14 protein-coding genes are annotated in these 12,930 nt (G+C 37.2%); 3 read left to right on the top strand and 11 right to left on the bottom strand.

Going from position 1 to position 12,930, the window contains the following annotated elements; all coding sequences use genetic code 11:
* Window positions 1-184 precede the first annotated feature (184 nt).
* Window positions 185-1,270 carry an outer membrane protein assembly factor BamC gene (gene bamC, locus A3Q34_RS02325; RefSeq protein ID WP_070373881.1) on the top strand — a complete coding sequence of 362 codons (1,086 nt, stop codon included), beginning with the start codon at window positions 185-187 and terminating at the stop codon, window positions 1,268-1,270.
* Window positions 1,271-1,456: 186 nt separating this feature from the next.
* Here bamC and A3Q34_RS02320 read toward each other — a convergent pair whose 3' ends face one another.
* The 7 genes from A3Q34_RS02320 to A3Q34_RS02290 all read right to left on the bottom strand — a co-directional run bounded on the left by A3Q34_RS02320 (window position 1,457) and on the right by A3Q34_RS02290 (window position 8,170).
* Window positions 1,457-1,687 (bottom strand): hypothetical protein, encoded by a 231-nt coding sequence (locus A3Q34_RS02320; RefSeq protein ID WP_070373880.1) that lies wholly within the window; start codon window positions 1,685-1,687, stop codon window positions 1,457-1,459.
* Window positions 1,680-2,372 (bottom strand): M15 family metallopeptidase, encoded by a 693-nt coding sequence (locus A3Q34_RS02315; protein ID WP_070373879.1) that lies wholly within the window; start codon window positions 2,370-2,372, stop codon window positions 1,680-1,682. Before A3Q34_RS02315 ends, A3Q34_RS02320 begins: the two co-directional genes overlap by 8 nt.
* A 5-nt stretch (window positions 2,373-2,377) precedes the next feature.
* On the bottom strand, window positions 2,378-3,541 hold the full coding sequence (gene dapE / locus A3Q34_RS02310; RefSeq protein WP_070373878.1) for a succinyl-diaminopimelate desuccinylase: 1,164 nt from the start codon (window positions 3,539-3,541) through the stop codon (window positions 2,378-2,380).
* Entirely contained in the window at window positions 3,538-3,885 is a 348-nt protein-coding gene (locus tag A3Q34_RS02305) for a Spx/MgsR family RNA polymerase-binding regulatory protein (protein WP_070373877.1), read from the bottom strand. The genes dapE and A3Q34_RS02305 overlap by 4 nt, the downstream gene beginning before the upstream one ends.
* A 14-nt stretch (window positions 3,886-3,899) precedes the next feature.
* Entirely contained in the window at window positions 3,900-4,280 is a 381-nt protein-coding gene (locus A3Q34_RS02300) for an ACT domain-containing protein (protein ID WP_070373876.1), read from the bottom strand.
* A gap of 547 nt (window positions 4,281-4,827) precedes the next feature.
* The gene (pta, locus tag A3Q34_RS02295; protein ID WP_070373875.1) at window positions 4,828-6,951 is read right to left on the bottom strand and encodes a phosphate acetyltransferase; all 2,124 of its coding nucleotides are present in this window, start codon (window positions 6,949-6,951) and stop codon (window positions 4,828-4,830) included.
* A gap of 4 nt (window positions 6,952-6,955) precedes the next feature.
* Window positions 6,956-8,170 (bottom strand): acetate kinase, encoded by a 1,215-nt coding sequence (locus tag A3Q34_RS02290; protein WP_070373874.1) that lies wholly within the window; start codon window positions 8,168-8,170, stop codon window positions 6,956-6,958.
* Between the two features lie 191 nt (window positions 8,171-8,361).
* Here A3Q34_RS02290 and yfbV point away from each other — a divergent pair, with 191 nt between their 5' ends.
* Window positions 8,362-8,793, top strand: a complete 432-nt coding sequence (yfbV, locus tag A3Q34_RS02285) for a terminus macrodomain insulation protein YfbV (RefSeq protein ID WP_070373873.1) — start codon at window positions 8,362-8,364, stop codon at window positions 8,791-8,793.
* A 23-nt stretch (window positions 8,794-8,816) separates the two neighbouring features.
* Here yfbV and rlmA read toward each other — a convergent pair whose 3' ends face one another.
* Both rlmA and xthA read right to left on the bottom strand, forming a co-directional pair.
* Window positions 8,817-9,632 carry a 23S rRNA (guanine(745)-N(1))-methyltransferase gene (gene rlmA / locus A3Q34_RS02280; RefSeq protein WP_070373872.1) on the bottom strand — a complete coding sequence of 272 codons (816 nt, stop codon included), beginning with the start codon at window positions 9,630-9,632 and terminating at the stop codon, window positions 8,817-8,819.
* 16 nt (window positions 9,633-9,648) lie between these two features.
* The gene (xthA, locus tag A3Q34_RS02275; protein ID WP_070373871.1) at window positions 9,649-10,455 is read right to left on the bottom strand and encodes an exodeoxyribonuclease III; all 807 of its coding nucleotides are present in this window, start codon (window positions 10,453-10,455) and stop codon (window positions 9,649-9,651) included.
* Window positions 10,456-10,659: 204 nt separating this feature from the next.
* On the opposite strand from xthA, the gene A3Q34_RS02270 reads away from it, so the two are divergent.
* Entirely contained in the window at window positions 10,660-11,205 is a 546-nt protein-coding gene (locus A3Q34_RS02270) for a VC2046/SO_2500 family protein (RefSeq protein WP_070373870.1), read from the top strand.
* 335 nt (window positions 11,206-11,540) lie between these two features.
* Here A3Q34_RS02270 and A3Q34_RS02265 read toward each other — a convergent pair whose 3' ends face one another.
* Together A3Q34_RS02265 and A3Q34_RS02260 are read right to left on the bottom strand one after the other, a co-directional pair.
* Window positions 11,541-12,050, bottom strand: a complete 510-nt coding sequence (locus A3Q34_RS02265; protein WP_070373869.1) for a YchJ family protein — start codon at window positions 12,048-12,050, stop codon at window positions 11,541-11,543.
* A 95-nt stretch (window positions 12,051-12,145) separates the two neighbouring features.
* Window positions 12,146-12,637 carry a hypothetical protein gene (locus A3Q34_RS02260; protein WP_070373868.1) on the bottom strand — a complete coding sequence of 164 codons (492 nt, stop codon included), beginning with the start codon at window positions 12,635-12,637 and terminating at the stop codon, window positions 12,146-12,148.
* Between the last annotated feature and the right edge of the window lie 293 nt (window positions 12,638-12,930).

Raw genomic sequence — 12,930 nt, 5'->3', positions numbered from 1 at the left:
ATGCTGATCAGTAAAATCTATAGATAATATTGGAACTTAATACAGATAATTTACTCAAAGAGCAGATTAAAGTTTTCGTTGTCTATATTTAATCTACATTTAATGGTTTCAAAGTTAACTTTTATGGTCAGTTCGATATAAGAACCAACTTTTAAAGATTCAGATTGTATCCTCAGGAGTGTTAATGAATCGTCGTATATTTTATTTTTCCTTGTTAAGTCTTGCAGTAACAGGTTGTGGCAGTGTTAATAACAAAAGCGCTATGGGCGATTTTGAATACGCCAAAGTCAAAGAAGCTAAACAAATAGGTGTTCCGACAGGTTTGAATAAGCCTGAAGTCAATGCAAAGTTTTTTATCTCAGACGCCATCAATAATAAAGGGCCAATTGGCCAAGATGTTGATGTCAGAGCACCTTCATTGGTTCTTCCTGTCGCTTCATCTTCACGTGTTGTTCCAGGTACAATGAACGCTAAAATTTGGTTTGACCAAATATTAGAAGATACTGATTTGAAAGACTTCATCACTGAAGCACTGCGTGAACAACTCGCCAGTGATGGTGTAGAGTTAACGGCTATCGGTAATGATAACAACGTATTTGAGTCGGCTTGGTACCATGAAGAAGACGTTTCTGGTTACTGGTTATTTAAAACGGTAGATAGCAGTGAGAGCATGCGCTTTACCTACCAGTTTGAAAGTAAACCTCATGGTCGAAGTGTCGCTTTAAGTGTTAAATTAATTGATTACATGCGCACCGACAAGAAAGGCGCAAGTAAAACAATGGACATCATTGACAAACAACGCGCAGAAATGGCAATGCTTAATGAAGTTGTTGCTCAGGTTGATTTTAAATATCGATTGCAGCAACGTGAAAACCGTTTAATGCGAGCTAATCAAAAGTTTGTCACTATTGGTGAAAACGCTCAAGCAGAGCCTGCATATATTGCTGAAATTGATATTGAAATGCTTTGGTCAAATATGCCATTGTTTTTTACAGATTATGGCTTTGAGATAACAGATCTTAATGAAAGTAAGAAAATATACTTTGTTGATTTTGTGAAGCCTGAAAATAGCTTTTGGTCAGTTATATGGGGTGATGACGTCCCTGTTATTGATCTTGAGCCAGCTAAGTACCAATTTGTACTTAACGATGAACAAGGTAAAACCTCGGTAACTATCTATGATGCTGATGGTAATCCTTTACCCGTTGAAGTACTAGAGCGTATTTTTCCAGTCATGGAAAGAGGCTTATCTTTTAGAGATGCTTTTTAAGGTGCTTTAATAGTGCTTATTTAAAATAAAACGCCGCTAAATTTTTTAGCGGCGTTTTTTTTACAAGTAAATTATCTACAGTGTATCTTAACATCTTAACGGTATTTGAAATTTTAAAGGTAGTTGTTGAAGTCAGCCTATTTTTATCAATATTTACTCTTTTTTAAAACAGACTGTTTGGCTATTTCATCGATTTAAATAGCTAGTTCGCTTTTTTTCTTTTGACTCTATCGGTTCAGCTGAGACGATAGTTGGCATTTTATGGGCTTTGTTATGACTGCGCGGCAGTGTTTCTTGTAAATCATTTAAGCCTTGCTTTCGTAACGGTGTATTAGCATTTTGTTGAACAACACTAAAATTACCAATTATTAAGGCGAAAGCTGCAATAATAATAACGATGACTAACCAATTATCCATAGTGAATACTCCCAATATTTTGAATATATTGCTGATAAATAGTTGATAGGTTCTGAAGAATCTCTTCTTTCCCCAAGATATCTGAGCTTAAAAGAACCGAATTAAGCAGGTTCTCAGTTAATAACCTTTCTCCATGTTGCGCTATTGGCCAATAAGATAAATGCCAAGGCTCTACAGCGACACCACCGCGAAATTTATCATAAGGAAAGTAAAAGCCAAAGCGACTAGCATGTTGAGTTAGCCATTGGTTTAATGGATAAAAAGGCCCCCCAACAGCAAACTCCCATGGCTCTAACTGTAGCTTTTCATCGTCAGCTAATAAATTTTTAGCATAGATATCGATGTCGCATCCCCAATGATGACGGCTTGCCCCAGGAAGTGCCGAAAAGTATAAAATACCCTGAACAATTGCTTGTTCCGTTATTTTATTAATATCTAGGGTTGCCCCTTGCTTATCTTTAATCGCGAGCTGACCTGAAAACTTTCGGTTCCAAATAGTTAATTGTCGAGTGAAGTTTCTATATCCACTGGCGATTTTCAGATCAAAGCCGGCCAACTTTGCTTCATCAGACATAGCTTGCCATGCAGTTAACGCTTGGTGATGAATTCCTGTCTGCTCATCTAACCAAGTAATATGGCTATTGTCGTGGCCAGTTAATTGTCTGTTAGTTAATATTTCAGTCATTAAAGTTAAGCTGTGGTTGTTGGGTCAGTGAGTGCATTAACCAGTGTATGATAATAAATATCAGTAAGTAAAATTAAATCATTACAGCTGACACTCTCGTTGACTTGATGAATTGTGGCATTGCACGGTCCAAGTTCAATCACTTGTGCACCTGTAGGGGCAATAAAACGGCCATCTGAAGTGCCACCAGACGTTGATAATTCAGCATCAATATTGGTGACTGTCTTTATAGCTTTTACCGCAGAGTCAAGCAAAGTGCCAGGTTCAGTAATAAACGGCTTACCATTAAATGTCCATTTAATTTCATAGGTTAATTGATGTTTAATAAGGACAGCATCAATTTTATCGATGATATTTTGAAAATTTAATTCGGTACTAAAACGTAAATTAAACCATGCGGTTAAATGGCCAGGTACAACATTAGTTGCGCCAGTTCCCGACTCGATGTTTGATAACTGAAAACTCGTTTTAGGAAAATAAGCATTACCGTTATCCCAGTGCATTTGACTAAGTTCGGCTAAAGCAGGCATAGCTAAATGGATAGGGTTTTTTACATGATCAGGGTAGGCAACATGGCCTTGTTTACCGTGAATGATTAGTTCACCAGAGATAGAGCCGCGGCGACCATTTTTAACGATATCACCGACCCTATCTGAGCTGGTTGGCTCACCAACAATACAATAGTTAATTTTCTCATGACGAGCTTCAAGGGTATCGATAACACGCGTGGTGCCATTGATAAAAGGCCCTTCTTCATCACTAGTAATAAGGTAAGCTATTGAGCCCTTATGGTCGGGATGATCATTTACAAAGCGTGCTGTAGCAATTAGCATTGCGGCTAAACTGCCTTTCATATCTGCAGCACCACGCCCGTACAACATGCCATCAATAATGGTTGGCTCAAAAGGGGGAGTATGCCAAAGCGCTAAGTTACCTGCAGGAACAACATCAGTATGACCGGCAAAGCAAAATACTGGCTCAGTCGTGCCGCGTCTTGACCAGAGATTGGTCGTATCTTCGAAAACCATAGTTTCATTGTTAAATCCCAAAACGCCTAGACGCTCTGACATCATTTTTTGACAACCAAAATCTTCAGGGGTTACTGACGGGCGGGCAATTAAATCTTTCGCTAACATGATAACGTCATGTTCTGTCTTTAAGTTACTCATGATAAAAATAGTGTTTTATATACTGGCTCTTTAAAACCCACTTCAAAAGCGTTGTTGTGAGCGATTAAAGGTCTTTTGAGTAAGGTCGGTTGAGCCAAAACTGCTTGGAAAATAACATCATCAGTTAAATTGCTCTTAATCGCTTCGGGTAGGTTTCTAAAAGTGGTACTACGTTTATTGAGTAAAACTTCCCAAGAGCTGTTGCTGAGAAATTCATTGAGTAACTCAGGCGTTAATGGTTGTTTCTTAAAATCAAAAAAAGTGTACTCAATATCTTGCTTATCAAGCCATTTTGTCGCTTTTACAGTACTATCGCAATTATTTATGCCGTAAATAGTGGTCATGAAAATCCCTTAAACTAAATTATTTGGTAATCATTAGATATCAATGCAGTGGTTGCTAGAGATACATTATTTGATTTTACTAAAATATAATCAGTATCAAAAGTAGATATAGCAAAAATACTGATTTTTTCATTGGCTAAAATTGTTGATATTTTTGATAAAATACCCGTTAGCGTAAAATCCAATGGGCCGACAACTTCAAGTGCTTGCCAGTCTTTTTCAACTTCATCACTAACAATGTTGATACTTTGAGGTAATACAATGGATGTTTCTTCATAGGTTTTTGCAATAAAAAAGATTGGTGCATCAAACACCGCTTTTGGTATTTCGATATCGCTGGCTAAACTATGAATAGCAAACGTTTCTTCAAGTAATTTGAGGGTAAGAGTGCTCATTGAACGTGACCATTAGGAAAAAGGTCACTATAGCGTTTACTGGCTAATTGTTAAAGCAAGGATAGTTATCTTAAAGAGATTAAGTATCGTCAATGCTTTTCTTTAGCAGTAAACAGCAGATATTAATAAGATAACGAAAGTTTACTTGATCTTGTCTCGCGACTCCCCCCTCGTTTGATAATAGATAAATAATATGATGTTTATTTAGATTTTATTGTATTTTATGGCAATAATAACTTGTTATTTATAAAAACAGCATCAAACGTGGAAAAGTTAATGTATTCTTGCTGGTTAACCTGTTAAATCCTCATCAATAGTTATTAATGATATCCACAAAAGCTGTGGGTATCATTGTGGGTAACTATTGCTTTAATGGTTATCTTTATGTTTTTAAAGGTTAATTTTAGCTGGTTGTTTTTTGTCTAGTGGCTAAAAATTGATTGAATTATAAATAGTTATTAAAATAGTCAACTGTATATAAAAGCAGTCTCAAGCCAATAAAAATATAAGCTAAAAGGTTAATAAACTAACCTTTTAGCTGAGTAAACTATACTTTTGCCTGAATGGCTGTTAAGGCAATTGTATAGACGATATCATCGACTAAAGCACCACGGGAAAGGTCGTTAACCGGTTTTCGCATGCCTTGTAACATTGGCCCAATACTGACTAAGTGTGCAGAACGTTGTACCGCTTTGTAGGTGGTATTACCGGTATTTAAATCAGGAAAGATGAAGACATTGGCTTTACCCGCAACAGGGCTGTTAGGCGCTTTTTTCTTGGCAACATTTTCCATAATGGCGGCATCATATTGCAGCGGTCCATCGATGATCAAATCAGGTCGTTTTGCTTGCGCGAGTTTGGTTGCTTTTGCTACTTTTTCTACATCGGCACCAACCCCCGAACTGCCCGTGCTGTAACTTATCATGGCTACCTTAGGGTCAATGCCAAACTTTATTGCTGAGTCGGCAGATTGTATCGCTATCTCAGAGAGTTGTTCCGCAGTGGGCTCAGGGTTTATTGCACAATCACCATATACTAGAACTTGCTCAGGTAATAACATAAAGAAAACAGATGAAACTAATGAACTTCCTTCAGCCGTTTTAATTAATTGCAGGGCAGGGCGAATCGTATTTGCAGTGGTATTAATAGCCCCAGAGACTAAACCGTCCACTTCACCGAGTTGCAACATCATTGTTGCTAAGACCACGTTGTCTTGTAGTTCTTGTTTTGCGACCACTTCGGTTAATCCTTTATGTTTTCTCAACTCAACTAAAGGAGCAATGTAGTGGTCTCGAATTAAGTTGGGGTCGGTAATTAATAGTCCTCTTGGTAATTGAATACCTTGTTGCTCTGCAATCAATAAAATACTTTCTTTATCGCCCAGTAACTGACAACGAGCAATGCCACGTTCAACACATATTGCAGCAGCCTTAATGGTTCTAATATCTGTGCCTTCTGGTAAAACAATCAGTTTATTTGCACTACGAGCAAGTTCCGTGAGCTTATGCCTAAATGCTGGTGGAGACATTTGGCTACTTTGTGCGACATTTTCAGACAGTTGCTGTAACCAATTCGCAGACAAGTTATCAGCGATATATTCTCTTACTTTTTCATGACGTTGAATATCATCGGCAGGGGTTTCTGGGTTGTAGTTCATTAAATGACGAGACGTTTGCCAAGTATCCCAAGGCACAGAAAGAACGGGTAGGCCAGCGTCTAAAGCTTGTTGACAAAGTGTCATTACTTGTTCGTTGGGTTTATAGCCATTAGTCAATAATAATGCCCCCACTTTTGTACCATTTAAGGCCGACAAACAAGTGGCGATAATAATGTCGGTTCGGTCCCCAGGAGTAACAATTAATCGACTTGGTTGCAAATGGCTCATTAAATTGCCAACGCTGCGTGCACAAAAACTGATACTGCGGATACGGCGATGCGACATATCACCTGCATTTAACACTTCAGCATTGAGATAATTGCAAATATCCATGACCCGTGGCGCGATTAAGTCCATTTCCCATAAGACAGTACCTAACAAGTCAAAATGACGATTTTTAAATATCGATAAATTAATTAGCGTAGCAAGATCGAACTCACTATTAAAATCACTTTCACGAGGCAGTAATCCATACTCATCTTTGTCGGGACTATTAATCTTATTAATAATACAACCAATAAGGCGTTTGTTTTTTATTCCGCCAAAAGTTTCCGCACTAACTTCTAAACGGTCCTCAAACTCTTCAGCGCTATCGTTATCGGGCGCTGCCACCAAGACAATATCTGCTGACAGGGCTTGAGCAACATCTCGGTTGATTCTGCCCGCGTAAGGTTGGCGTGTCGTTGGTATCAGTCCTTCAATAATCACCACATCATGTTGTTTTTCAAATTGATTAAAATCTCCAACAATCTTTTCTAAAACAATATCATGCTTGCCATCGCCCATTTGTTGTTCAACATAAGCTAATGATACCGAAGTCCCTAAATTTGGAGTATTGAGCTTACTTTGAACCGTATTATTTTTGTGAGCTAATAAACGACGAGCGGGTTGACTTATTGGTTTAAAATGGCCGACATTTATACCTTTTTGCTGACACGCATGAAGTAAGCCTTGCACAACACTGCTAAGTCCAACGCCAAAACCTACTGGGATCAACATGATTCTATGTGACATGACTTTATTCCTTAGTTGAGCTGTTATTAAATAAAAGTTGTGAGGTTTGCTCGGCAATAACCCACTCTTCATTTGTTGGAATAACTAAAATAGGACGAGAGTTTTCTGTACCGATATTACCCGCCTTGCCAAAGCAGCAGGCATTATTCTTATCAGTTGCAACAAAGAAATTAAGTAGGCTCAATTGGTCAATTATATTGGCTCTAATTAGCGTCGAATTTTCGCCAATACCGCCGGTAAATATTAAGGCATCGATTGATGTTAAGCTGGCAGTAAAAGAAGCAATTGACTTTGCAACACGGTAGCAAAATATATCTAATGCTAACTTTGCTCGCGGATTTTTATCCTTTAACCAAGCTTCTTCTATTTCACGACAATCGTTGCTTAACCCCGAAACCCCTAATAGGCCGCTTTCTTTATGTAACAAATGGCTCACTTGCGCTGTGGTATAACCAAGTTGATTGATTAGGTGAAAAATAATACCCGCATCAACATCGCCGCTACGTGTGCCCATCATCACTCCTTCAAGCGGTGTTAAACCTAAGCTAGTATCGACACTCTTACCATTTTTAATCGCTGTAACACTGCAACCATTGCCTAAGTGAGCACTGATAAAATTACTTTCATTAATGCTTTTATCGAGGGTTTTAGTCGCTTGTTGTGCAACAAAATAATGGCTTGTACCATGAAAACCATAGCGTCGAATACCATGCTCTTGATAGAGAGCGTAGGGAATACCATAAATATAAGCTTTTTCTGGCATCGTTTGGTGAAAAGCTGTGTCAAAAACGGCAACTTGCGGCACATCAGTAAAAACAGCTTCCGCGGCGTTAATACCCATCAAATTTGCTGGGTTGTGTAATGGGGCAAGCTGAGACAAGTTACTGATGGTGTTTTTTACTTCATCAGTAATTAACGTTGGCATACAATAGTGTTCACCACCATGGACAACGCGGTGGCCTATGGCACATATTTGTAAATTTAATTGTTGTGAAACCAAGCTGTCAACTAAAGCCATTATCGCTGTTCGATGATCAAATGGATGAGGTATAGCCGTGTGCTTTTTTTGTCCCTTAACGTTAATCTTGATACTTGCTTGTTCGGATAATAAGCGCTCAGCGAGTCCTGATAGTAATGTTTCGCCGTTTTCTGGTTTAATTAAAGAAAATTTTAAGGATGAACTACCGCAATTTAACACTAAAATTAGATTTTTTTTCATGGTTTTATTTAATGCTCATTTATTAGGTGGTTAATTGTTTTATTACAATACGTTAATTGAAATGATTATAGACCAAATATAGCGTTAAAATATTGATATGAACTAAGGAAGTTAACTTTAGGTAGACTTGATTAAAACTAGTTACAACTTTGTGCTATCTTTTAAATAACCGTTGTTATAGTGTGTCGTTTATGAATATGAGTTTAGTAGAACTAATTAAGCTAGGTCGAGAGTATATGCGACTTTGGCCGCAGCGAGCAGAGTTAGGTAATTATTTTGCCGAGTACCAAGCTGTTCAAATTTGCCGTTTGGCTTTTCGCTATTTACCGGGTATTGCGTTGTTTTCTTTTATTATGCAACTTTACCTAGGATCGATGACATTATTACCACAAGCGTTAGTTTATAGCTTATTTATTTTAAGTATTCCGCTACAGGCATTGTTAATGCTTGGCGTCAAAGCCGATAAGTTTTTACCGCTGGCACTCGCCTCGTGGTACAAAGAAAGTGTTGCTAGAGTCAACGAAGCGGGTGGTTCGATAAAGTTATCACTGCACAAACCACGTTTTATTGATTTAGCTAAACTGCTTAACATCAGTCATCAGTCACAAAATTCTAAATTTTAAACGTTTAACGGTTGAGTTAAACGTTAATTGACCGTTTTTTTATAAAGACGTATCAAAAAATCAGCTTGGCAAGTGAAATTATTTCTTGTTTTTAAATCGTTAAGTAAGGCTTCAGTCGTTTTAAAGGCAAAAGGGGTCATTGCTAATAAGTTAATAATATCTTCACCTTCAGCAAATTTCATCTCATAGTTCACTTCTTTTTGTGCAATCAATGTTAAATTTTCAATAGGACTTTTAGTCATATCATGTTGTTGCGCTGTTCGGTATATTAATGCTTTTAGTTCTATTAAATGATTTTTTGCCGGCGTTACTGTAACTAAATAGCCATTAATAGCTAATACCCGAGTGAATTCTTCTTCAAGAATTGGTGCGTAAATAGAGTTGATCCAAGAAAAGTAGTTTTCACTAAAAGGCAACTGTGACAAGGTGGCAACGCTAAATTGACAATCTTTATATTTTTTAGCGGCATTTTTAACCGCATTTTTTGCAATATCAACACCATATACACAGTTGGTAGGCTTTACATACTGTTGAGTGTAAAAACCTTCACCACAGCCAGCATCAAATACAGGCTTTGTTAAATCACCATATTGTTGATATAGAGATTGTAATTCATCAGCAAGCGGTTGATAAAAGCCTTTATCTAGAAATTGACGACGTGCGTTAACCATGGCTTTGTTATCACCAGGGTCTTTTGAATGTTTATGTTGAACGGGCAATAAATTTACATAACCTTCTTTTGCTTCATCAAAGCTATGGTTGTTCTGACAACGATAGCTTTGGTTAGCTAACACTAATGATTTTTTACAAATGGGGCAAACGTATTGAGCAAGGAACATAGTATTTACTCAACAGCTACTTAAAAGTAGACCAAATCGGCGCGTGATCTGAAGGTTTTTCAATAGCACGTAGTTCGTAATCAATATCGGCTTCGATACACGTTGCCGCCATCTTGTGCGTTGCCAAAACAACATCAATGCGTAAACCACGATTATCAACAAAACCTTTAGAACGATAGTCAAACCAAGAATAACGTTCCGCTTTTGTTGGATGCAATTCTCTAAACGTATCTTTAAATCCCCAAGCCATTAAAGTTGCAAGCCATTCTCTTTCTTCGGGTTGAAAGCTACACTTGCCGGTCTTTAACCAACGCTTTTGGTTAGGCTCTCCAATACCAATATCTAAATCAGCGGGTGAAATATTAATATCTCCGATAATGACAACATGCTCATCTGGGGTATGGTTATCATTTAAATAGGTCATCAAGTCTTTATAAAATTGACGCTTATAGGGATATTTTGTTTCATGCGCGATGTTATCGCCTTGCGGGAAATAACCGTTTAATACCGTTACTTTTTCACCTTGTTCATTGGTAGTCTCAATCATCACCATACGTTTTTGAGACTCTTCAGTATCGCTAGCAAAGCCCATTTTAACAACGTTGGCTGCTTTTTTACATAACATAGCCACACCATAATGTGCTTTTTGACCATGGAAATAAACGTGATAACCCATAGCTTCAACAGCTTCAACGGGAAAAGCATCATTATGAACTTTGATTTCTTGTAAGCCAATAATATCAGGCTGGTGCTTATCAATGATGGCTTGAAGTTGGTGTAAACGCGCGCGAAGGCCGTTAATGTTAAAGCTAATGATTTTCATAAAAGACTCGATATTGATTTTTTCCACATGCTACCAGAAGTTATCAGAGAAGGTTATTATTAATTGCTAGTGAAGTGAATTAGGTACTTATTAACTTCAACTTTTTAATAGATAGGTAAATGTGTAAATAAATAAAAATTAAACTCAACTAAATTAAAGGATTGCCGATATAAGCTTTAGAGAAAATAATAAAGTTGAAGTACATTGCTTACAGAGTCAGTTGACAGTCAAATTCTGGTACACGAATTACAATTAGGTGAACAACTTAATGTAAGTGTGCACAGTGCTCGACGAGCTGACTTTTCACTCTTATTGGCAATGTTAAGTGATGACGTACCTAGCCATAGTCAATTTTCTTTGCCAAAAACTGTCGTTGATACTAAAACGACTAATGATGCAAGCTTACGTAAAGCGTTTGACCTTCCTGATAAAGCACCTTTATCGCTGAATGAAAATCACAGCACGGCAATATTTGATCAAGCAGAACTTATTCAGCAGAATAACCTAGCAGAATTACGTTTATCAAATGCTTTGTTGCCTAAACCGCTTGCTTTTCGAGATGATAAAAAGCATATCAGACAAGAAGTATTAAATAATACCTCGCTGTATTGCCAGAAAAAATTTAATCAACAAAAGAATAATACGCTACAAGAAATCGACAGTTCAAGGTTAGCATTTGATACTAAAGGTTGGCTTAACGCCGTGCATAACACTATCGTTAAAGCGCCGTTACTTGATGCTATAGCATAAGGTTAACTTTTTCAGTTTACTGGCCTGATCATTGTTTAAACTTGATTGTTAATTGTTGAGTTAGCTGGCTACAGCATTGTCTACATTTTTTATTACGATGACAAAAGCCTCGCTGGTTTCCTTTACAGGAGACTTGATTGTTAATTGTTGAGTTAACTGGCTACAGCATTGTCTACATTTTTTATTACGATGACAAAAGCCTCGCTGGTTTATTTTGCAGGAGATATGATTGTTAATTGTTGAGTTTACCAAACACAGAATTGTCTAAATTTTTATTGCTATGATAAAAGCCTCGCTGGTTTCTTTTGGGAAAACTTGATTGTTAATTGTCGAATTTACCGGCCACAACATTGTTTAAATTTTTTATTACTATCGCAAAAGCAAGCTTGGTTTCTTTTTGGCGCTATCAGCGCTTCATTGTTACTGACCTCACCATCTAAATATCGCCATTGCCCCTTTTCCACAACAAAGCGTGATGTTTCCTTCATCAGAAAATACTCACCTTGATGTTGGTAGTAAGCCGAAAAGCAAACCGTTGGTAAGTGTTGCTCTTCATTGTCAGCGTTTACAGCATTTTGATCATCAAGCTCGGTATAATCACTGGCAGCATTAATGGTTAGTTTTAACCATTTGGTTTCTTTGGCCCATGCTGATATATCAGCGATTGATTGTAAAGCTCTGCTAGCTTGAGCATAAGTCTGATAAATATAATCAGCTGCCTCTGTTGCATAGGCGCTATAGCGAGAGCGCATCAATTGCTCTGGTGATTGTGCACAGGTCTCTTGGTTTATTAATAAGCAGCAGCATTGCTGAAAACTAATATTTGAACCACATGGGCATTGCATAAAGTCGACATTATTTTAGAAAAGTAGTTGATCTATTTTAGCAGAGCAAAATTTTATTTTCTGTTTTAATAACGGCAAAATCGCTTCAAACTCAATTAATGTAACAATAAAGAAGAATCCGAAAGAGTGACGTAATTTTTTAGTCGTTGCTGGTTTAAACGTTTTTGAGTTTGCTTGGTTAAAATAATGCATTGAGTTTGTCCTTTTTCTGCGAATTGAGTGAGTTGGTTTAATTGTGATTTATCTAAGGTGGCATTACACAAAATAACAGCCGAACAGTGACCTTTTTCTAAAGCATCTTTAATGGTATTTAGTGAGATATTACGGTGATGAAGATTAACTTTTAAGATTTTTTTAGGGTCTATTTTTCCTTGATCAGACAATTGCTGAAGTGGCTTCTCTTCAGGGTTTATCATCAGGATCCATTTGTTATCTAAATCATGATTTTTGAAAATTTCAGTATACTGCTGAGATAGTTCAATGGTATTAGCAATACTTCTAACATCACACCAATTGTGTTTTGTGATAGCCACATTTGTAGTTTCTAACGCTAAAGCGTTGGTATTAATGTGATTTATTGAATTCATTCTTAAAACCTCGATATACTGTATATGTGTACAGTATATCGTTTTTGGTGTTTATTCAAGCACTTTTTATAATTAATATTAATTGATCCTACTGAAGGATCTAATGCAATAAACGTCAGTAAATGCACGAAAGTAGTGCCAACAGTATTGAAGATACCCGCACTATTGATTGGCCCAATGCTGTGCTTGGGTATTTTAGCGACAGACCATTGTTAACGCTTAAGCTTTCCTTAATAAAAGTTTGTTATTTTCATTAGCCAAATATTCAAGGTAAATACCTCCCTATGAATAAA

This window comes from Colwellia sp. PAMC 20917, assembly GCF_001767295.1.
Taxonomy (GTDB): domain Bacteria; phylum Pseudomonadota; class Gammaproteobacteria; order Enterobacterales; family Alteromonadaceae; genus Colwellia_A.
This window is presented reverse-complemented; position numbering and strand designations above follow the sequence as displayed.